Origin of the sequence: Microbacterium marinilacus, from assembly GCF_019753765.1 — a bacterium.
Lineage (GTDB): Bacteria > Actinomycetota > Actinomycetes > Actinomycetales > Microbacteriaceae > Microbacterium > Microbacterium marinilacus.
On record NZ_JAIJZW010000014.1, the window covers coordinates 53,335 to 71,524 of the forward strand.

The window sequence follows — 18,190 nt, forward strand, 5'->3', positions numbered from 1 at the left end:
AAGATAGAGCGATGGATGTGCTCGATCGGTTCGCGCCCGCGACGCGGGAGTGGTTCCGCGGCGCGTTCCGTGCGCCGACCGAGGCGCAGAAGGGCGCCTGGGAGGCGATCTCACAGGGGCGGCACGCCCTGGTCGTGGCGCCGACCGGCTCCGGCAAGACGCTGTCGGCGTTCCTCTGGGCGCTCGACCGCGCCTTCCGGGAGGAGCGCCGCTCCGAGCGCACGCGCATCCTCTACGTCTCGCCGCTGAAGGCGCTCGGCGTCGACGTCGAGCGCAACCTGCGCTCGCCGCTGGTCGGCATCTCGCAGGCGGCGCGCCGCCTCGGCGAGGCGGCGCCGGAGGTCACCGTCGGCGTCCGCTCCGGCGACACCCCGTCGACCGACCGGCAGCGGATGGTGCGTCATCCGCCGGACATCCTGATCACGACGCCCGAGTCGCTGTACCTGATGCTCACGAGCCAGGCGCGCGAGACGCTGCGCGAGGTGCACACGGTGATCGTCGACGAGGTGCACGCGGTCGCGGCGACCAAGCGCGGCGCGCATCTCGCGGTCAGCCTCGAGCGGCTCGACGAGATGCTGGAGCGGCCTGCGCAGCGCATCGGGCTGTCGGCCACGGTGCGGCCCATCGACGAGGTCGCGCGGTTCCTCGGGGGCTCGGCGCCGGTGGACATCGTCGCGCCGCGCGCCTCGAAGGCGTTCGACCTGAAGGTGACCGTGCCGATCGCCGACATGCAGAACCCCGAGCCGATGGTCAAGGGCGGCGGCGCGGAGACGCGCCCTGCGGCGGGTGCCGATGGCGACGACGACTGGGTGGGCGGCGAGCCGACCGAGGTGACCGGGTCGATCTGGCCGCACGTCGAGGAGGCGATCGTCGACCGCATCCTGCAGCAGCGCTCGACCATCGTGTTCGCCAACTCGCGCCGCCTGGCCGAGCGGTTGACGGGCCGGCTGAACGAGATCTACAGCGAGCGGCTCGGGATGGACCTGCCGGAGCAGGCCGTGCCGGCCGCGATGATGGCGCAGGCCGGGCAGACCGCCGGCGCCGATCCGGTGCTCGCCAAGGCACACCACGGCTCGGTGTCGAAGGAGCAGCGTGCGATCGTCGAGGAGGAGCTGAAGTCGGGCGTGCTGCGCTGCGTCGTGGCCACGAGCAGCCTCGAGCTCGGCATCGACATGGGCGCCGTCGACCTCGTCATCCAGGTCGAGGCGCCGCCGAGCGCGGCGAGCGGCCTGCAGCGCATCGGCCGCGCGGGGCACCAGGTCGGCGAGACCAGTCGCGCGGCGCTGTTCCCGAAGCACCGCAGCGACGTGCTGCACACCGCGATCGTGACGGAGCGGATGCTCGCGGGGCAGATCGAGTCGCTCTCCGTGCCCCAGAACCCGCTCGACATCCTCGCGCAGCAGACGGTCGCCGCGACGGCGCTCGGGGCGGTGGAGGTCGAGCGGTGGTTCGAGATCGTGCGCCGCAGCGCGCCGTTCCGCACGCTGCCGCGCAGCGCGTTCGAAGCGACGCTCGACCTGCTCGCGGGCCGCTACCCGTCCGACGAGTTCGCCGAGCTGCGGCCCCGTGTGGTGTGGGACCGCGACGCGGGCACGGTCGAGGGACGGCCGGGCGCGCAGCGCCTCGCCGTCACCAGCGGCGGCACGATCCCCGACCGTGGCCTGTTCGGCGTCTTCATCGCGGGCGAGAGCCGCAACGCGCGCGTCGGCGAGCTGGACGAGGAGATGGTCTACGAGTCGCGCGTGAACGACGTGTTCACGCTCGGCACGACCAGCTGGAGGATCGTCGAGATCACCCACGACCGGGTCAACGTGTTGCCGGCGTTCGGCCAGCCGGGCAAGGTGCCGTTCTGGCACGGCGACGGGCTCGGCCGGCCCGCCGAGCTCGGCGAGGCGCTCGGCGCCTTCGCGCGCGAGCTGACCTCCGCGGACGCCGCGACCGCCGAGAGCCGCCTCGTCGAGGCCGGCCTGGACGACTACGCGCGCGCCAACCTGCTCGGCTACCTGGCGGAGCAGAAGGAGGCGACGGGCACGCTGCCGACCGACCGGGCCCTGACCGTCGAGCGCGGCCGCGACGAGGTCGGCGACTGGCGCATCATCCTGCATTCCCCTTACGGCATGCACGTGCACGGCCCCTGGGCGCTGGCGGTGAACGCCCGCATCCGCGAGCGGCTCGGGGTCGAGGGGTCGGCCGTCGCGAGCGACGACGGCATCATCGCGCGCATCCCGGACGCCGAGTCGGAGCCGCCCGGCGCCGAGCTGTTCGTGTTCGACCCCGACGAGCTCGAGCGCATCGTCACGGACGAGGTGGGGGGCTCTGCCCTGTTCGCGTCGCGGTTCCGCGAGTGCGCCGCCCGCGCCCTGCTGATGCCGCGGCAGAACCCGGGCAAGCGCAGCCCCCTCTGGCAGCAGCGCCAGCGTTCGGCCCAGCTCCTGGAGGTCGCCCGGCGCCACCCGACGTTCCCGATCATCCTCGAGACGCTCCGCGAGGTGCTGCAGGACGTGTACGACCTGCCCGCCCTGCTGCGGATCGCGCGCAGCATCGGCGACCGGCGCATCCGGCTGATCGAGACCGAGCCCTCGCAGCCGTCGCCGTACGCGCGCGACCTGCTGTTCGGATACGTCGGCGCGTTCATGTACGAGGGCGACTCCCCGCTCGCCGAGCGGCGGGCCGCCGCGCTGTCGGTCGACCCCGCGCTGCTGAGCGAGCTGCTCGGCAAGGTCGAGATGCGCGAGCTTCTCGATCCCGACGTGATCGCGCAGTTCGAGGCCGAGGCGCAGCGGCTCGCGCCCGACCGTCGCGCCCGCGGGGTCGAGGGCGTCGCCGACCTGCTGCGCGTGCTCGGCCCGCTCACCGCCGACGAGGTCGCAGCGCGTCTGGAGCCCGCGGAGGGGGGCGAGCCGGGCGCGCATCTCGAGGCGCTCGTCGAGGCCCGACGCGCGATCCGCGTGTCGATGGCCGGCGCCGAGCGCTACGCGGCGATCGAGGACGCCGGGCGTCTGCGCGACGCGCTGGGAGTCGCCCTGCCGGTGGGCGTGCCCGTCGCGTTCCTCGACCCGCTGCCCGATCCGCTCGGCGACGTGGTGTCGCGCTACGCCCGCACGCACGGCCCGTTCACCACGGCCGCCGTGGCCGAGCGGCTGGGCGTCGGCCCCGCCGTGGCCCGGCACGCGCTGCAGCGGCTGGAGGGCCAGGGGCGCCTCGTCAGCGGCTTCTTCCTCGCCGAGGCGGGCGTCGCCGACGAGCCGGAGTGGTGCGACGCCGAGGCGCTGCGGCGCATCCGGATGCGCTCGCTCGCGGCGCTGCGCGGCAGCGTGGAGCCGGTCTCCGCCGAGGCGTACGCCCGCTTCCTGCCGGACTGGCAGCACGTCGCCCGACCTCTCGAGGGGGTGGACGGCGTGCTCGCGGCGATCGACCAGCTGGCCGGCGTCCCCATCCCGGCCAGCGCATGGGAGTCGCTCGTGCTGCCGTCGCGCGTGCACGACTACGCCCCCGCCATGCTCGACGAGCTGACGGCGACCGGCGAGGTCGTGTGGTCGGGTCATGGGTCTCTTCCGGGCCGGGACGGCTGGGTCGCCCTGCACGTCGCCGACACCGCGCCCCTGACGATCGCGCCGTCCGAGATCGAGATCGCGCCGGACTCCCTCGAGGCCCGGCTGGTGTCGGCGCTCGCGGGCGGCGGGGCGTACTTCGCATCGCAGCTGCGCGACCTCGCCGTCGCCGAGAACGAGGCGTCCACGGTCGAGGCGCTGTGGAACCTGGTGTGGGCCGGTCGGGTCACGAACGACACCTTCGCCCCCGTCCGCACGCTCCTCGGGGCGGGCTCGCAGGCCCACCGCGCCGCGCGCCGCACGCCCCGCGCGCGCATGTACCGGGGCTCGTCGCTCTCGCGGCCGAGCTTCGACGGGGGCCGGCCGGCGGCGCGTGCGCAGCCGTCGGGCGGACGGTGGTCGCTGCTGCGCGACCCCGAGCCCGACGCGGCCGTGCGCTACGCCGCCACCGCCTCGCTCCTGCTCGACCGACACGGCGTCGTCACGAGGGGCGCCGTGCAGAACGAGGGCGTGCCGGGCGGCTTCGCGCAGGCGTATCGCGTGCTCGGCGGGCTCGAGCAGGCCGGGCACTGCCGCCGCGGCTACCTGATCGAGAAGCTCGGCGCGGCGCAGTTCGCGACGTCCCCCACCATCGACCGGCTGCGTCAGTTCTCGGGCCTGCCCGATCCGGCCCCGCTGAAGGCGGTGACCCTGGCGGCGACCGACCCGGCCAACCCGTACGGCGCGGCCCTGCCGTGGCCCGCCCTCGACGCCGTCCGCCACCGCCCGGGCCGCAAGGCCGGCGGCATCGTGGTGCTCGTCGACGGAGCGCTCGTGCTCTACCTCGAGCGGGGCGGGCGCACCGCGCTGGCCTTCTCCGACGACGAGGCCGCGCTCGCGGCGGCCACCGCCGACCTGGCGCGCACCGCGCGTGCGCGCCGGCTCGAGACCCTGACGGTCGAGCAGGTCAACGGCGAGTTCGTCTACGGCCATGCGCTCGGCAGGGCGCTGCGCGAGGCGGGCTTCGTCGAGTCGACCAAGGGCGTCACGCTGCGGAAGCTCACGGCGGGCGCCGCCCGATGAAGGCCGGCACGGCCCCGGCCGACGGCGGGGACGCCCATGCCTGAGGGGGACACGGTCCACCGCGCCGCCCGCCGCCTGCACGCGGCGCTCGCGGGGCGCGAGGTGACGCGGTTCGAGATCCGCGTGCCCGGCTCGGCCACCGCCGACGTGCGCGGCGAGCTTGTGCACGAGGTGGCCGCGTACGGCAAGCATCTGCTCCACCGCATCGGCGACAGCACCCTGCACTCGCACCTCCGGATGGACGGCGAGTGGCACACGTACCGGCCCGGTCAGCGCTGGCGGAAGCCCGCGTTCAAGGCCCGCGCGATCGTGGGCGCGACCGGCGCTCCCGAGCCCGGCTGGGAGACGGTCGGGTTCGACCTGGCGATGGTCGAGGTCCTCCCCACCCGCGACGAGGACCGCGTGGTGGGCCATCTGGGGCCCGACCCCCTGTCGGACGGCTGGGATCCCGTGGAGGCGGCGCGGCGGGTCTCCGCCGACACCCGCGCGATCCACGTCGCCCTGCAGGACCAGCGCAGCGTCGCCGGCTTCGGGAACGAGTACGCGAGCGAGCTGCTGTTCCTGCGGGGCGTGCACCCCGAGCGCCCGGCGACCGAGGTGGACGTGCCCGCGCTGCTCGACCTCGGCGCGCGCACCATCCGCCGCAACGTCGACCTGCCGGTGCGGGTGTTCACGGGCGACAGCCGCCGCGGGTTCGAGCGCTGGGTGTACGGCCGCGAGCACCGGCAGTGCCGCCGGTGCGGCACGCCGGTGCGCCGCGGCGCCCTGGGGGCCGATCCGACGCGGGAACGGGTCGTGTACTGGTGCCCCCGGTGTCAGCCGGCCTGATCGCCCGTGCTGCGTCCGGCGCTCACGCGGGCACCGCTGCGCGGTCGACCAGCGGGAAGACCTCGGCGGCGATCCGCTCGAGCTCGGGCGCGAGGGGCGACGACTGGATGAGCAGCAGCGAGACGCCCGCGTCCTGATAGGCGCGGATGCGCTCGGCCACCTGCTCGGCGGTGCCGACGAGGTCGGGGCGCAGGCCTCGTGTGCCGACCGAGTACTCGCGCGCCGACACCTCGACGTTCAGGGCCGAGTTGGCCGTGAACTCCTGGAACGAGGCGTAGCCGGGCGACGACGGGTCCACCGTGGTGATCCGCTCGAGCTCGCGCCGGGCCTCGGCCTCCGTGTCCCGGACGATCACGTACGCCGCCATCGCGAACTCACGCATCGGGGCGCCGGCCAGCCGCAGGCGTCGCTCGTTCAGGTCGGCGACCTTCTCGCGCACCTCTTCCAGCGTGCCGCCGTGCATCGCGTAGGCGTCGGCGAAGCCCGCGATCGCCTCGCGGCCGGACTCGCTCTCTCCGCCCGCGAACACGACGGGCGGAGACGACGGCTTGGGCTCGACGATCGTGCCGTCGGCGCGGAAGAAGCGCCCGTCGTAGTCGAAGGGCGACTCGCGCAGCGAGCCGAGGATCACCTCGACGAACTCGCGTGCCTGGTCGTAGCGCTCGTCGTGGGCGGGGAAGCGGCCGCCGAACTGCTTGGCCTCCTCGGCCCACCACGCGGCGACGACGTTCAGGGCGATCCTGCCGGGCGCGATGTCGCTGAGCGTCGAGATGGTCTTGGCGGCGACGGCGGGCAGGTGGAAGCCCGGCCGGATCGCCGTCATCACGCGCAGCCGCTCGGTCACGGCGAGCACGGCCGCCGTGAGCGACCAGGCCTCGAGGCTGGGTGCCTCGACGCCCTTGCGGTCGTTCAGGTAGAGCTCCGGGATCAGCATGGTGCCGTAGCCGAGCCGGTCGGCGGTCTGGGCGACCTCCCGGATGGTCGCCCACGTGGCGGGCATCCCCTCGTCCTCGACGTTTCTCAGGAAGCCGCCGTACACGGGGGCCCACAGTCCGAACTGCATCAGCTCTCCTCGAAAGGTGCGGGGGTGGTGGATGAGCGCCCGGCCGCGACGGGCTCGCGAGAGGCGAGCGCCACGCCGTCGAGCGCGCGGAGGAGGTCGTCGATCAGGTCTGCCGGGTCCTCGAGACCGATGGACAGGCGCACGGTCGCGCGCGAGAAGCCCTCCAGTGCGAGGTCGTCGTCGCGCAGGTGCGAGTGCGTGGTCGAGGCCGGGTGGATCACAAGCGACCGCGCGTCGCCGATGTTGGCGGCGAGCGTGAAGTGCTCGAGCGCGTCGACGAAGCCCGGCACCGCCTCGGGGCCGGCCGCGAGGTCGAACGAGAACACGGCGCTCGCCCCGCCGGGCAGGTACCTCGCCGCCAGCGCGGCGTGCGGGCTGCCCTGCGCCGCCGGGTGGTGCACCGCGCTCACCCCGGGATGCGCGTCGAGGGCGCGCGCGATGGCCTCGGCCGAGGCCGTCTGCCGTGCGATGCGCAGGTCGAGCGTCTCGATGCCGAGCAGGATCTGGTGGGCGTTGAACGGCGAGAGCGCGGGGCCGAGGTCGTGGGCCAGCTTGGTCTTGGCGTAGACGAGGAACGCGCTGCCCTCCCGCCCGAACCGGTCCCACAGCACGACGTCGCCGACGCGCGGATACGGCTCGGTGAACTGCGGCCACCGCCTGGCCGTGCCGCCGGCGCCGAAGTCGCCGGCACCGAAGTCGAACGTGCCGAGGTCGACGATGAGGCCGCCGAGCGATCCGCCGTGCCCGGCGAGGTACTTGGTCGCCGAGTACACCACGAGGTCGGCGCCATGCTCGACGGGACGCAGCAGCGCCGGTGTCGCGACGGTGTTGTCGACGATGAGCGGCACGCCCGCGGCGTGGGCGACATCGGCGACACCCCGCACGTCGAGCACCGTGGCGGTCGGGTTCCCGATCGTCTCGGCGAAGAAGGCGCGGGTGTTCGGACGCACGGCACCGCGCCACGCGTCGAGGTCGCCCTGGTCGACGAGGGTGACGTCGATGCCGAAGTCGGCGAACGTGTCCGTCAGCAGGTCGAGCGTGCCGCCGTACAGCTGCCGCGCGGCCACGACGTGCTCGCCGTTCCTGGCGAGGGCGAGCAGCGCGATCACGACCGCGGCTTGGCCCGAGGCGACGGCGAGCGCGCCCACCCCGCCATCGAGCGCGGCGATGCGCTGCTCGAGCACGCTCTGCGTGGGGTTCCCGGTGCGGCTGTAGAGGTTGCCCTGCCGCCGCAGCGCGAAGATGTCCCTCGCCGCCTCCCACGACTCGAACTCGTACGCGGCCGTCTGGTAGATCGGCACGACCGCGGGGTTCGGCTGCACGGGCGGCTGGGCGCCGGCGCGGATCTGCAGGGTCGAGAACCCGGTCATCGGCGCGCCCTCCGGTGCAGGATGGGCGCCGCCGTCGGGTCGGCGCGCAGCCGCTCGAGGAACGCGACGATCTCGGCCGCCACGCTGCGGTGATGGACGTCGTTGAGGACGTCGTGCAGCCCTCCGGCGACCGTGACGAGCTCGGCGTCCCACCCGTCGAGCAGCGCTGCGGCGCGGGCGGGAGGCGCGATCCGGTCGGCCTCGCCGTGCAGGGCCAGCACCGGCAGGCCGGCGGCGCCGGACGGCCAGGTCGGCGGGATGTCGGACGCGGCGAGCGACGGGGCCCCCGCGTCGGCCACGACGCGCCCGTGGAGGGGGCACGCGCTACGTGCGGCGAGCTCGTCGTCCGGCGTCTCTCCGCCGGCGACCGCGATGCCCGCGAAGACGGCACCCGCGGGCGCCGGGTCGAGACGTCCGCCGGCGAGCGCCGCGGCAAGCAGGCCCGCCGAGGTGTCGACGCCGATGACGACCCGCATCCCTTCGGCGGCCGGCTCCCACGCGGCGACCACGTCGTCGACGTCGACCACCGGCGCGAGCGCCGTCTCGACCAGGTAGCCGTCGGAAGCCAGACGGCGTGCGAGCCGGCGGTAGTAGGACGGCGCGTCGCCGCGGCCCGGCAGCACCAGCACGGTGCCGCGCGCGCGTCCCGCCGGGGCGGTCCGCTCGTGGGTGCGCGTGGCAGCGGCGACGTCCGAGCCCGCGACGACGGTGTCGACGGCCGTCATCAGGCGACCGCCGCGACTGACTCGCGCTGCGCGGCGCGCTCGCGCAGCAGCGGAACGAGCTCGTCGCCCCACTCCTGCACGTCGCGGAGCGGGTCGTAGCCGCGGATCAGGAACTTGCGGACGCCGAGGTCGTAGTACTTCAGCAGCGACTCGACGACCTGCTCGGCGGTGCCCACGGGTCCCGTCGAGTTGCCGGCCGCGCCGGTGAGGCGGTTGATGCCGAACCAGAGCCGTTCGTCGTGCACGTCGTTCTCGAGCGCGTGCGCGTGCAGCAGCTGTCGCCCGACCGCCTGGTTGCGCTCACCGCGGTGGATGCGCCACGAACGGTTGTCGCCGGTGCCGTTCTCGATCCGCTCCTTGGCGGCCTGGTAGTGCTCGTCCGCGCGCTGCCACGCCTCGTCCTCGGTCGCGCCGACGATGGGCCGCAGCGACACCGAGAACTCGACCTGGCGGCCGTGCGCCGCGGCGGCCGCCTGGATGCGGTCGATGCGCTCCTTGGTCGCCGCGAGGGGCTCGCCCCACAGCGCGTAGACGTCGGTGTGCTCGGCACCGGTCTCGACGGCGGCGTCCGACAGACCACCGAAGAAGATGGGGATGCCGCTGTCGGTGGCGGGCCCCACCGCACTGAACGCGTCGCGCACCCGATAGAACTCGCCGTCGAAGTCGAAGGGCGCGTCGCCCGTGAGCGTGCGGCGCAGGATCTGGATGAACTCGCCGGTGCGACGGTAGCGGGCGTCCTTCTCGACGAAGTCGCCGTCGCGGGCCTGGTCGGCGTCGCTGCCGCCCGTGATGTGGTGGATGGCGACGCGGCCGCCGCCCGTGAGGTGGTCGAGCGTGGCGAGGCGTCGCGCCACCTGGGTCGGCGCGACGAAGCCGGGCCGGTGGGCGATCAGCACGCCGGCGCGCTCGGTGCGGTTCAGCACGTGCTGCGCGACGCCGAAGGCGTCGGGCGACGACGAGCTGTGGGCGACCAGGATGCGGTCGAAGCCCGCCCTGTCGTGCGCACGGGCGAACTCGGTCAGGTAGGGCTCGTCGATGACGGGCCCGGAGGGGGCGCCGACGCTCTCGGAGCCGTAGCTGGTCGACACCATGCCGAGGATCTCGATGGTCATCTTCGTTGTCCGTTCTGCGTGTGATGTGCGTGGTCGATGGGGTCGTCGGGGCCCGTCAGGGCACCGGCGCGAGGTCTCGCACGGCGTCGCGCAGCGCGCGCCGCTCCTCGGGGCCGGCCCCCGTGCCGTCGATCGTCGGCACGGACGCCATCAGCAGCCGCGTGTACGGATGCGTCGGCTCGGTGAGCACGCGGCGGGTGTCGCCCTGTTCGACCACCCGTCCGCGATAGAGGACGGCGACGCGATGGGCGAGGCCCGCCAGCGTGCCGAGGTCATGGGTGATGAGCAGGATCGCGAGCCCCCGCTCGGCGCTGAGCCGCTCGAGCAGCTCGAGGATGCGGACGCGGCTGGAGGCGTCCAGGGCGCTGACCGGCTCATCGCAGATCAGCAGCTTCGGCTCGGGCGCCACCGCCCGGGCGAAGGCGACGCGCTGGCGCTGGCCTCCCGACAGCTGACCGGGGTGGCGGTCCGCGAGCTCCGGTGCCAGGCCGACGAGGTCGAGCGCCTCGGCGACCCGGGTGCGCACGGCGTCCTTGGGCTCGCGGCGGACCTCGAGTCCCTCCGCGACGGACTCGAAGACCGTCCGGTCCGGGTCGAGGCTGCGCAACGGGTCCTGGAAGACGTACTGCACCGTCCCGCTGCGCCGGAACGCGCGACGCGCCCGCCCGCGCAGCGACGCGGTCTCGGCGCCCTCGACCTCGATCGATCCCGACTCGACGGGGTCGAGGCCGAGCACGGCGCGGGCGAGCGTGGTCTTGCCCGACCCGGTCTCCCCGATGAGCCCGACGATCTCGCCCGCCGAGACCGTCAGGTCGACGCCGTGCAGGATGCGGGTCTTCGGCAGGCGTCCGAGCGACACGTGGATGCCGCGCACGTCCAGCAGCGGACCGGTCACGAGGCCTCCTCCTGCGGCGCGTCGGCGTGCAGCCGTTCGATGCCGTACCGGTCGTGCGCCTCGAGCAGCGAACGCGTGTACTCGTCCTGGGGTGCGCGCAGCACCCGGCGCGTGGGCCCGTGCTCGACGACGTTCCCCTCGCGCATCACGTAGACGCGGTCGCACACCTGCGAGACCACGGCCAGGTCGTGCGAGACGAGGATGACGGTGAGTCCCGTGGTCGCCCGCAGCTCGGCCAGGAGGTCGAGGACCTCCGCCTGCACGGTGACGTCGAGCGCGGTGGTGGCCTCGTCGGCGATGAGGAGCTCGGGCTCCGCCGCGAGCGCGATGGCGAGCAGCACACGCTGCAGCATCCCGCCCGAGAGCTCGAACGGATACTGCAGGTACACACGCTCGGGGTCGACGAGGCCGAGCCGTGCGAGGGCGGCGACGCTCGCCGCCCTCGCGGCGCGCCGCGACAGCCCCACCCGGACGCGGTGCACCTCGTCGAGCTGCCGCCCGACGCGGATCGAGGGGTTCAGGTACGACGCCGGGTCCTGGAAGACCGCGGAGATCCGGGCGCCGCGCACCCCGCGCCACTGCCTCTCGCTGAGAGTGCCGAGATCGACGCCGTCGAAGAGCAGCTCGCCCGCGGTGCGGTCGGCGCCGTGCGGCAGGATGCCCAGCAGGGACCGGCACGCGAGGGTCTTTCCACTGCCGGACTCGCCGACGATGCCGACGGTCTCCCCGCGGTGCACCTCGAACCCGACGCCGTGCACGACCTCCCGACGGCCGCCGTCGACGGCGACCCGCAGACCGGAGACGCGCATGAGCGGCGCGGAGCCGGGCGACGGCATGGCCGACCGCTCCGCCGCGACGACGGCGGGGTCAGACGCGGTGAGGGACATCTGCGACCTCCTTCTGCTCGGGCGACGCGGCGCCGTCTGAGGCGGCAGGTCCGCGGCCGGGGCGGAACACGGCGAACCGCTCGTCGGCGCCGGCCGCGGCGATGCGCGCGCGGCCGAGGTCGCCGCTCGTGTCGCGGATGGCGTCCGCCAGCCAGTTCAGGGCGCCGACGGTGGCCATGATGAGCAGCGACGGGATGAGCGGGCCGTAGGGGCGCTGATAGAGGTAGCCGAGGTCGCTCGCGAGCATCCCGCCCCACGTCGGCTCGGGCGGCTGCACGCCGATTCCGAGGAACGTCAGGCTCGCCACGATGAGCAGCCCGCCGCCGATCGCGTTGGCCGTCGCCACGACGATGACGGGCGCGATCTTGCCCCAGATGTGCACCCGGATCGTGCGCAGCGTCGTCGATCCGAAGAGCTCGGCCGCCGTGGCGTACTGGGTGTTGGTGAACCCGAGGGCCGCGGACCGGGTGATGCGGTAGAACCCCGGGGCGAGCAGGATGCCGACCGCCAGCATCGCCTGCTGCAGGCCGTTGCCGAGCAGCGCCGCCACCGCGATGGCGAAGATCATGAACGGCAGGGCGAGCAGGCCGTCCATCAGGCGCAGCGTCAGCCACTCGTAGACGCGGCCGAAGTACACCGACGTGATGCCCGGCACGACCCCCAGCACGAGGCCGATGCCGACCGCCTCCACCGCCGTCAGCACCGACAGGGTCGACCCGGCCAGGATGCGGCTGAGGACATCGCGGCCGACGTAGTCGGTGCCGAGCCAGTGCGCCGCCGACGGCCCCTGCAGGATCGCGGCGGCATCCTGCTGGTTCGGCGGATACGGCGCCAGGACCGGCCCGAACACCGCGAGCCCGACGACGAGGAGGAGGACCGCGCTGGCCAGGGCCCCGGCGGGCGTGCGCAGCGCAGCGAGCAGCGAGCGGTTCACGACTCCCTCCTCGCCGCGGGCCGCAGGGCGACCAGCAGCACGTTGACGATCGCCGACGACGCCACCACCAGGAGGATCGAGACGAACAGCGCCCCCTGCACGACGGGCACGTCGCCCTGGAGGGCGGCCTGCTTGGTCAGCAGCCCGAGCCCTGGCATCGCGAAGACGGTCTCGGTCACCACCGCGCCGCCGATCAGCCTCGGCACGTGCATGCCCAGCACGGCGACGGCGGGACCTGCGCCGTTGCGCAGCCCGTGCACCAGCACGACCCGGGAGCGGCTGAACCCGCGGACGGTCGCGCCGACGACGTAGTTCTCCTGCAGCGCCCCCACCAGCCCGGTGCGCAGCTGCCGGGCGATGTCCGAAGCGGTGTCGAGGCTCAGTGCGATCGCGGGCAGCGTGAGCGCGCGGATCCACAGCCCCACGTCCTGCTCCGGCGGCACGTAGCCCCCGGAGGGGAAGACCGGCATCAGCACCGACAGCGCGACGACCAGCGCGACCGCGGCGACGAAGCCGGGGATGGTGGACAGCACCGACGCCAGCAGCGTCACGGTGCGGTCGATCCACCCGCCGTTGTTCACGGCGGCGGCGATGCCGAGGACCACGCCCGCCACCGTGCCGAGCAGCAGCGCGTAGATCGCGATCGAGAAGCTGACGGGCAGCCGCGAGACGATGCTGTCCATGACGGGGATGCGGGTGAACCACGACTCCCCGAGGTCGCCCTGGAAGGCCGAGACGAGCCAGTCCGCGTAGCGCACGAGCACCGGCTGATCGAGCCCGAAGTAGGCGCGCATCCGCTCGATGTCCTCGGGGCGCGCCTGATCGCCCAGCACCATGGACGCCGGGTCCTGGCCGGTCACGGAGCCCAGCAGGAAGGTGATGAACGTGGCGACGAGCAGCACGGGCAGGACGATCGAGAGGCTGCGCAGCAGGGCGTAGCCGGCGCCTGCCGCGAACCGGCCCGCGAGGCCGGCGCGCAGCGAGCGCTGGCGCGTCTGCGCACTCGGTCGTTCGGCGAGCACTGTCATGCGATGGCCTCCCGCGCCGGGCGCGTCAGTCCCCGACCGTCACGTCGTCGAACCGCCAGGTGTCGACGTAGCCGGTCAGCCCCTCGACGTCGTCGGTGTAGGCGAAGAACCGGGTGATCGAGTAGAGGAACACGTTCGGCATCTGCGTCACCGCGGTCTCGATCGCGTTCTGGATGGCGTCGGGGTAGGCGGGGTCGTCGAGCGGCAGCGCGCGGGCGGCGTCGACGGCGGCCGGAAGGTCTTCGGGCGTGTTGCGGCCGAGGTTCATCAGCCCCTCCTCGCCGAACAGCACCTCGAGCGACTGCACGGGCGACTGCCGCGCGTTGAACTGGTCGACGACGAACGGGTACTGACGCGTGATGTAGTTGTTCTGGCCCGGCGTCTGGACCACCAGCTCGACCCGGATGTCCGCCTCGGCGAGCTGCTGCTGCAGGAGCTCCGCGAGCGGATCGGCCTCGGTCGAGATCGCCAGCTCGATGTCGACGCCGTCGGGGTAGCCGGCCTCGGCGAGCAGTTCCTTGGCGCGCGCGGGGTCGTGCGGGTAGAGGTCGTCGAGCTCGTCGCTGTGCGCGACGTAGCCGTCGGGGAACGGCTGCCAGAGCGGGTCGCCGTAGCCGAAGTTCGCGACGTCGATGAGCTCCTGCCGGTCGATCGCGTGGCTGATCGCCTGGGTCACGCGCGGGTCGTCGAACGGCTCGACCGTGTTGTTCACGTCGAGCACGCGCACGGGCAGCACCTCCTGCTTCAGCACCTCGAAGCCCGCCGCCTCGACGCTGTCAACCTGCGAGGCGGGGATGCTGACGACGTTGTACTGCCCGCTCTGGAGGCCCGCGACGATGACCGACGGGTCGGGCGTCGGCTTCAGCACGAACTCGTCGACAGTGATGTGCTCGGCGTTCCAGTAGTCGGGGTTCTTGCGCAGGGTGGCGTGCGAGTCGGGCACGTACTCCTCGAGGATGAACGGGCCGGCCCCGACGGGCTGCGTGGCGAGGGCGGCGGCGTCGGCCTCGGCCGCGGCGGGGCTGACGATCTGCCCGGTCTTGCCCGACAGCAGCAGCGGGATCTGGAAGTCGGGCTGGTCGAGCACGAGGCGCACCTCGGTCGGGCTGTCGACGACGATGTCGGTGACGACCGCGAGCTGCGCCGCGACCGTCGAGTCCTCGCCGTCGCGGCCGCGCAGCAGGCTCTCCTTGACCGCGTCGGCGTCGAGCGGCGTGCCGTCCGAGAACGTGAGCCCCTCGCGGAGGAAGAACGTCACCTCGTCGCCGGCGTCGTTGTACTCCCACCGCTCGGCGAGGCCCGGCGCGGCGTCGCCCTCCGTGGTCTGCTGGGTGATGGCCTCGTAGACCAGCGCGAGCGCGTGAGAGTCGTTCCCGACGGCCGAGGTGACCGGGTCCCAGGTCGACGGCAACGCCCATCCCCAGGTGATCGTGCCCCCGGTCGCCGCGGCCGTGCCGTCCGCGCTCGGGGCGTCGGCACCGGAGGCGCAGCCCGCGAGGGCCAGGGAGGAGGCGAGCAGCAGGGCGGCGAGGCGGCGAGTGCGGAGGGTGCGCGTCACGGACGTCAACTCTCGATCGAGGGCGGAGCGAGTCCCCAGGGTCGGGGCGTCGAGTCAGCAAGCTATCCGCGCGCTCGTCCGCGCCGCGCGGACGTTTCAGTATGTTCCCGCAAGACGCCGTAACACTTGAACTTATTGGGTGAACATTTCAGCGGCAACTGGCCGATGAACGGACCGGCAAGACGCGAGAGACCCCGCTCTCGCGGAGTCTCTCGCGTCAGTCGAATCGCACACGCAGGTCTCCGCCGACCGCGCGGGCCACCAGCCCGGCCAGCTCGGCAAGCAGCGCGGGGTCCTCCGGCAGCTGGGCGGTCGACAGGCGCAGCAGCCCGCCGGAGGGTGCCGACGCGAACGCCGTGGCGCCCACATCCACCACGATGCCGCGGGTCGCGAGCGCCAGGGCCGCCGCACGCTCGTCGGGCACCTCGATCCAGGCCACGAGACTGCCCGGTCCCGAGTGCGCTACGAGGCCGACGTCTCGGAACGCGTCGAGCGCGAGCGCTCGGCGCCGAGCGTACCGCTCCCTCGCGGTGCGCACGGCACCGAGCGCGGCGTCGTCCCGCAGCATCGCGACCAGCGCGTGCTGCAGGATGCGGCTGTTGGAGGCCACGCCACCGCTGCGCGCTGCGATCGCCCGATCGACCAGATGCCGCGCCCCACCGAGGACCGAGGTGCGCAGGTCGAGCCCGAACGACTTGCAGAAGCTCAGCACCCGGATGGTGCGCTCGGGCAGGCGCTCGCCGAGCGTGCGGACGGGGACGCTCGACAGCAGCCCGAGCGAGTCGTCCTCGACGATCGCGGCGTCCGTCGGCTCCAGCACGTCGGCGAGCTCGAGCACGCGCTGCTCGCTCAGCACCGCCGCCGTCGAGAAGGGCCCGCCCGGCTGGTGCAGGAACGCCGCGGCGCCGGCTCCGAGGGCGATGCGCAGCGCGCCGGGCAGCGGCCCCTCTTCGTCCACCGGGATGCCGATGACCTCCGCGCCCAGGTCCGCGAGGGTCGCCAGGAAGCCGGGCGGGGCGGGCTCCTCGACGGCGATCGGACGCCCGGGACGGATCGCCGCACGCGCGGCGAGCCACAGGCCCTCCGTGCCGCCGCCGGCGCTCGTCCACGACTCCGCGGGGAACGGCCAGAGCGGCGCCACCGCCTCGCGCAGGGCGTCGACCATGTGCTCGCGGCCCCAGGCGTTGACGCCCGGCTGCCGCAGAGCGGAGAGCAGCGCCGGCTCGAGCGGGGGCTGCAGCGCGGTGTCCGGGCTGGAGAGCAGGAAGTCGACGGCCGACCAGCCGGCGAACGGTCGGGGCGCCGGCGACAGCACGCGCGTGCCGCCGCGCCGGCGCGTCTCGACCAGGCCGTCTGCCCGCAGCGACGCCCATGCCTCGGCGACGGTGCCGACGCTCAGACCGACCGCGTCGGCGACCGACCGGATGGTGGGCAGCCGGTCGCCATGCCGGAGCTCCCCGGCATAGACGAGCTCGGCGACCTCGCGCGCGAGGCCGGACGCCGTGCGCGCCTGCAGCCGCCTCGCCAGGTCGTCGACGATGGCGTCAGTCATCCGGACCTCCCGATATGTTCAGGAGCACCCTAGCGAAGCTGAACACTCGGCGCGGAGGTGCGCACCGCCGGCGCGGGTCAGCGGCCGATGTAGCGCCCCTCGCGATGGTTCATCGCGAGCACCAGACTCATCACCACAGCCCCGGCAGCACTGAGGAGCACGGTGGGCCAGGGCAGCACGAGGAACGACGCGGCGACCACGAGGACATCCAGCGTCATCTGCGTCCACCCGGCTCGGAAGCCGGTGCGCTCCTGCAACAGCAGGGCGATGATGTTCACTCCCCCGACGCTCGCCCCGTGACGGAACAGGATCAGCAGCCCGACGCCGGCCAGCAGGTTGCCCGCGAACACGCCGTAGACGGGGTTCAGCCCCGTGACGGGCAGCAGCTGCGCGTCCAGGACGCTGAGACCCGCGACACCCGCGATGCAGATCGAGGTCAGCACCGTGAACCGGAGGCCCTTCTTCCACAGGGCGAGCACGGCGAACGGCAGGTTGACGACGAGGAAGATCAGCCAGAACGGCAGGTCGGTGGCCTGGTCGAGCAGCAGCGCCAGCCCCGCCGTCCCTCCCGTGACGGCGCCGGCCGCCTTGAGCAGGTAGAGCCCCAGCGCCGCGGTGAACGTGCCGATGACGATGCCCTGGACGTCCTCGGCCACGGTGTGGCGCGTCTGCTCCCACTCGAAGACGAGGGTGCGGTCGGGCGTCGGGTTCGTCACCCGTCAACGATAGGACAAGAAGATTTCGTCTATGTGACGCATACTGCTCAGTGAGGTTTGGAACTCGCCCGAGTAATGATTCTTTCCGTGCGCGGGGAATACCCCACGGGGGGACGTCGTTTTCTCCATTGTCCGGCCTCGACCGGGGCCGCGGAAAGGCATCGTGGGCAAGAACTACGTCGACATCGAGAACGATCACGGTGAGACGCTGCGCTACCGCAAGCACGTGAACGGGCGCGGCCTCGTCGCGCACGGCGCGAAGGTGCATCCGGACGCGCGCGTGGAGGCCGGCGCGTACATCGAACCGGGCGCGCAGGTCGCCGCCGGGGCGACGGTCGCGCGCGGAGCCTGGATCGAATCGGAGGCCCTCATCGGCCCCGCCGCTTACATCGATGCGAACGCGCACATCGGCCCGAAGGCCGCCGTCGGCGCGCGTGCGCACATCGGCGTGCGCACGCGCGTCGGTGCGGGCGCGCACGTGGCGAAGAACGCCCGGATCGGCGACGACGAGTCCGTCCCACCCGGCGGCACCGTCGCCACGGACGCCAAGGGCCTGCACCTGGCGGCCTGACGCCCCCACCTTCGCGAGTGCCATTCGGCACTCATCGAGCGTCCGCGAGTGCCATCCGGCACCCGCGGACGTGCGGTCTCGGGCAGGCGCCGCACTAGCTGTAGTGCCCAGGGACGTTGTTTGATCTGATTGCCGTGATGTGACGAGAACCTCCCGGCAGAGTGGAGCTGCTACCGCTTCCGCTCTGAACCAGGAGGTTCTCGTGTCTCACGCTAATGCGGCCTTGACGCCGCGCCAACGGCTCCGCCTTGCCCGCAAGGTCGTCGACGAGGAGTGGACGGTCGCTGCGGCGGCTGGCTACTTCCGCGTCTCGTGGCCGACTGCCGACAAATGGGCAC

Annotated in this window: 14 protein-coding genes and 1 pseudogene; 4 read left to right on the top strand and 11 right to left on the bottom strand. The window is 73.4% G+C overall.

The window, feature by feature from the left end:
• Nucleotides 1-11: 11 nt before the first annotated feature.
• Nucleotides 12-4,613: an ATP-dependent helicase gene (locus tag K5S26_RS16930; RefSeq protein WP_221860384.1), complete on the top strand. Its 4,602-nt coding sequence runs from the start codon at nucleotides 12-14 to the stop codon at nucleotides 4,611-4,613.
• Between the two features lie 36 nt (nucleotides 4,614-4,649).
• Entirely contained in the window at nucleotides 4,650-5,441 is a 792-nt protein-coding gene (locus K5S26_RS16935) for a DNA-formamidopyrimidine glycosylase family protein (protein WP_221860385.1), read from the top strand.
• 22 nt (nucleotides 5,442-5,463) lie between these two features.
• On the opposite strand, the gene K5S26_RS16940 is transcribed toward K5S26_RS16935, so the two are convergent.
• From K5S26_RS16940 to K5S26_RS16990, 11 genes are all read right to left on the bottom strand, one after another.
• A complete protein-coding gene (locus K5S26_RS16940; protein ID WP_221860387.1) occupies nucleotides 5,464-6,504 on the bottom strand; it encodes an LLM class flavin-dependent oxidoreductase in 1,041 nt (346 codons plus the stop codon).
• Complete coding sequence (locus K5S26_RS16945) at nucleotides 6,504-7,874, bottom strand: O-acetylhomoserine aminocarboxypropyltransferase/cysteine synthase family protein (RefSeq protein ID WP_221860388.1); 1,371 nt, start codon at nucleotides 7,872-7,874, stop codon at nucleotides 6,504-6,506. Before K5S26_RS16945 ends, K5S26_RS16940 begins: the two co-directional genes overlap by 1 nt.
• Complete coding sequence (locus K5S26_RS16950; protein ID WP_221860390.1) at nucleotides 7,871-8,599, bottom strand: alpha/beta fold hydrolase; 729 nt, start codon at nucleotides 8,597-8,599, stop codon at nucleotides 7,871-7,873. Before K5S26_RS16950 ends, K5S26_RS16945 begins: the two co-directional genes overlap by 4 nt.
• A complete protein-coding gene (locus tag K5S26_RS16955; protein WP_221860391.1) occupies nucleotides 8,599-9,711 on the bottom strand; it encodes an LLM class flavin-dependent oxidoreductase in 1,113 nt (370 codons plus the stop codon). The genes K5S26_RS16950 and K5S26_RS16955 overlap by 1 nt, the downstream gene beginning before the upstream one ends.
• Before the next feature lie 55 nt (nucleotides 9,712-9,766).
• Nucleotides 9,767-10,606, bottom strand: coding sequence for an ABC transporter ATP-binding protein (locus K5S26_RS16960; protein ID WP_221860394.1), 840 nt, complete (start codon nucleotides 10,604-10,606; stop codon nucleotides 9,767-9,769).
• Nucleotides 10,603-11,493, bottom strand: a complete 891-nt coding sequence (locus K5S26_RS16965; RefSeq protein WP_246604180.1) for an ABC transporter ATP-binding protein — start codon at nucleotides 11,491-11,493, stop codon at nucleotides 10,603-10,605. Before K5S26_RS16965 ends, K5S26_RS16960 begins: the two co-directional genes overlap by 4 nt.
• The gene (locus tag K5S26_RS16970; RefSeq protein ID WP_221860396.1) at nucleotides 11,474-12,427 is read right to left on the bottom strand and encodes an ABC transporter permease; all 954 of its coding nucleotides are present in this window, start codon (nucleotides 12,425-12,427) and stop codon (nucleotides 11,474-11,476) included. Before K5S26_RS16970 ends, K5S26_RS16965 begins: the two co-directional genes overlap by 20 nt.
• Complete coding sequence (locus K5S26_RS16975) at nucleotides 12,424-13,455, bottom strand: ABC transporter permease (RefSeq protein WP_221860398.1); 1,032 nt, start codon at nucleotides 13,453-13,455, stop codon at nucleotides 12,424-12,426. Before K5S26_RS16975 ends, K5S26_RS16970 begins: the two co-directional genes overlap by 4 nt.
• A 25-nt stretch (nucleotides 13,456-13,480) precedes the next feature.
• Nucleotides 13,481-15,013 carry an ABC transporter substrate-binding protein gene (locus K5S26_RS16980; protein ID WP_221860400.1) on the bottom strand — a complete coding sequence of 511 codons (1,533 nt, stop codon included), beginning with the start codon at nucleotides 15,011-15,013 and terminating at the stop codon, nucleotides 13,481-13,483.
• 217 nt (nucleotides 15,014-15,230) lie between these two features.
• Nucleotides 15,231-16,565, bottom strand: a complete 1,335-nt coding sequence (locus tag K5S26_RS16985) for an aminotransferase class I/II-fold pyridoxal phosphate-dependent enzyme (protein ID WP_221860401.1) — start codon at nucleotides 16,563-16,565, stop codon at nucleotides 15,231-15,233.
• A gap of 77 nt (nucleotides 16,566-16,642) precedes the next feature.
• A complete protein-coding gene (locus K5S26_RS16990) occupies nucleotides 16,643-17,281 on the bottom strand; it encodes a YitT family protein (RefSeq protein ID WP_221860403.1) in 639 nt (212 codons plus the stop codon).
• A gap of 163 nt (nucleotides 17,282-17,444) precedes the next feature.
• Between K5S26_RS16990 and K5S26_RS16995 the strand changes: the two genes are divergently transcribed.
• Both K5S26_RS16995 and K5S26_RS17000 read left to right on the top strand, forming a co-directional pair.
• Nucleotides 17,445-17,852 carry a transferase gene (locus K5S26_RS16995; protein WP_221860405.1) on the top strand — a complete coding sequence of 136 codons (408 nt, stop codon included), beginning with the start codon at nucleotides 17,445-17,447 and terminating at the stop codon, nucleotides 17,850-17,852.
• A gap of 202 nt (nucleotides 17,853-18,054) precedes the next feature.
• Nucleotides 18,055-18,190, top strand: a pseudogene (locus tag K5S26_RS17000) (leucine zipper domain-containing protein); the annotation flags it as partial.

Excerpts from the sequence above, each read along its gene's own strand:
- K5S26_RS16945 (WP_221860388.1), bottom strand. The coding sequence starts at position 7,874 with ATGACCGGGTTCTCGACCCTGCAGATCCGCGCCGGCGCCCAGCCGCCC.
- K5S26_RS16985 (WP_221860401.1), bottom strand. The coding sequence starts at position 16,565 with ATGACTGACGCCATCGTCGACGACCTGGCGAGGCGGCTGCAGGCGCGC.
- K5S26_RS16975 (WP_221860398.1), bottom strand. The coding sequence starts at position 13,455 with ATGACAGTGCTCGCCGAACGACCGAGTGCGCAGACGCGCCAGCGCTCG.
- K5S26_RS16940 (WP_221860387.1), bottom strand. The coding sequence starts at position 6,504 with ATGCAGTTCGGACTGTGGGCCCCCGTGTACGGCGGCTTCCTGAGAAAC.
- K5S26_RS16965 (WP_246604180.1), bottom strand. The coding sequence starts at position 11,493 with ATGTCCCTCACCGCGTCTGACCCCGCCGTCGTCGCGGCGGAGCGGTCG.
- K5S26_RS16955 (WP_221860391.1), bottom strand. The coding sequence starts at position 9,711 with ATGACCATCGAGATCCTCGGCATGGTGTCGACCAGCTACGGCTCCGAG.
- K5S26_RS16950 (WP_221860390.1), bottom strand. The coding sequence starts at position 8,599 with ATGACGGCCGTCGACACCGTCGTCGCGGGCTCGGACGTCGCCGCTGCC.
- K5S26_RS16930 (WP_221860384.1), top strand. The coding sequence starts at position 12 with ATGGATGTGCTCGATCGGTTCGCGCCCGCGACGCGGGAGTGGTTCCGC.
- K5S26_RS16935 (WP_221860385.1), top strand. The coding sequence starts at position 4,650 with ATGCCTGAGGGGGACACGGTCCACCGCGCCGCCCGCCGCCTGCACGCG.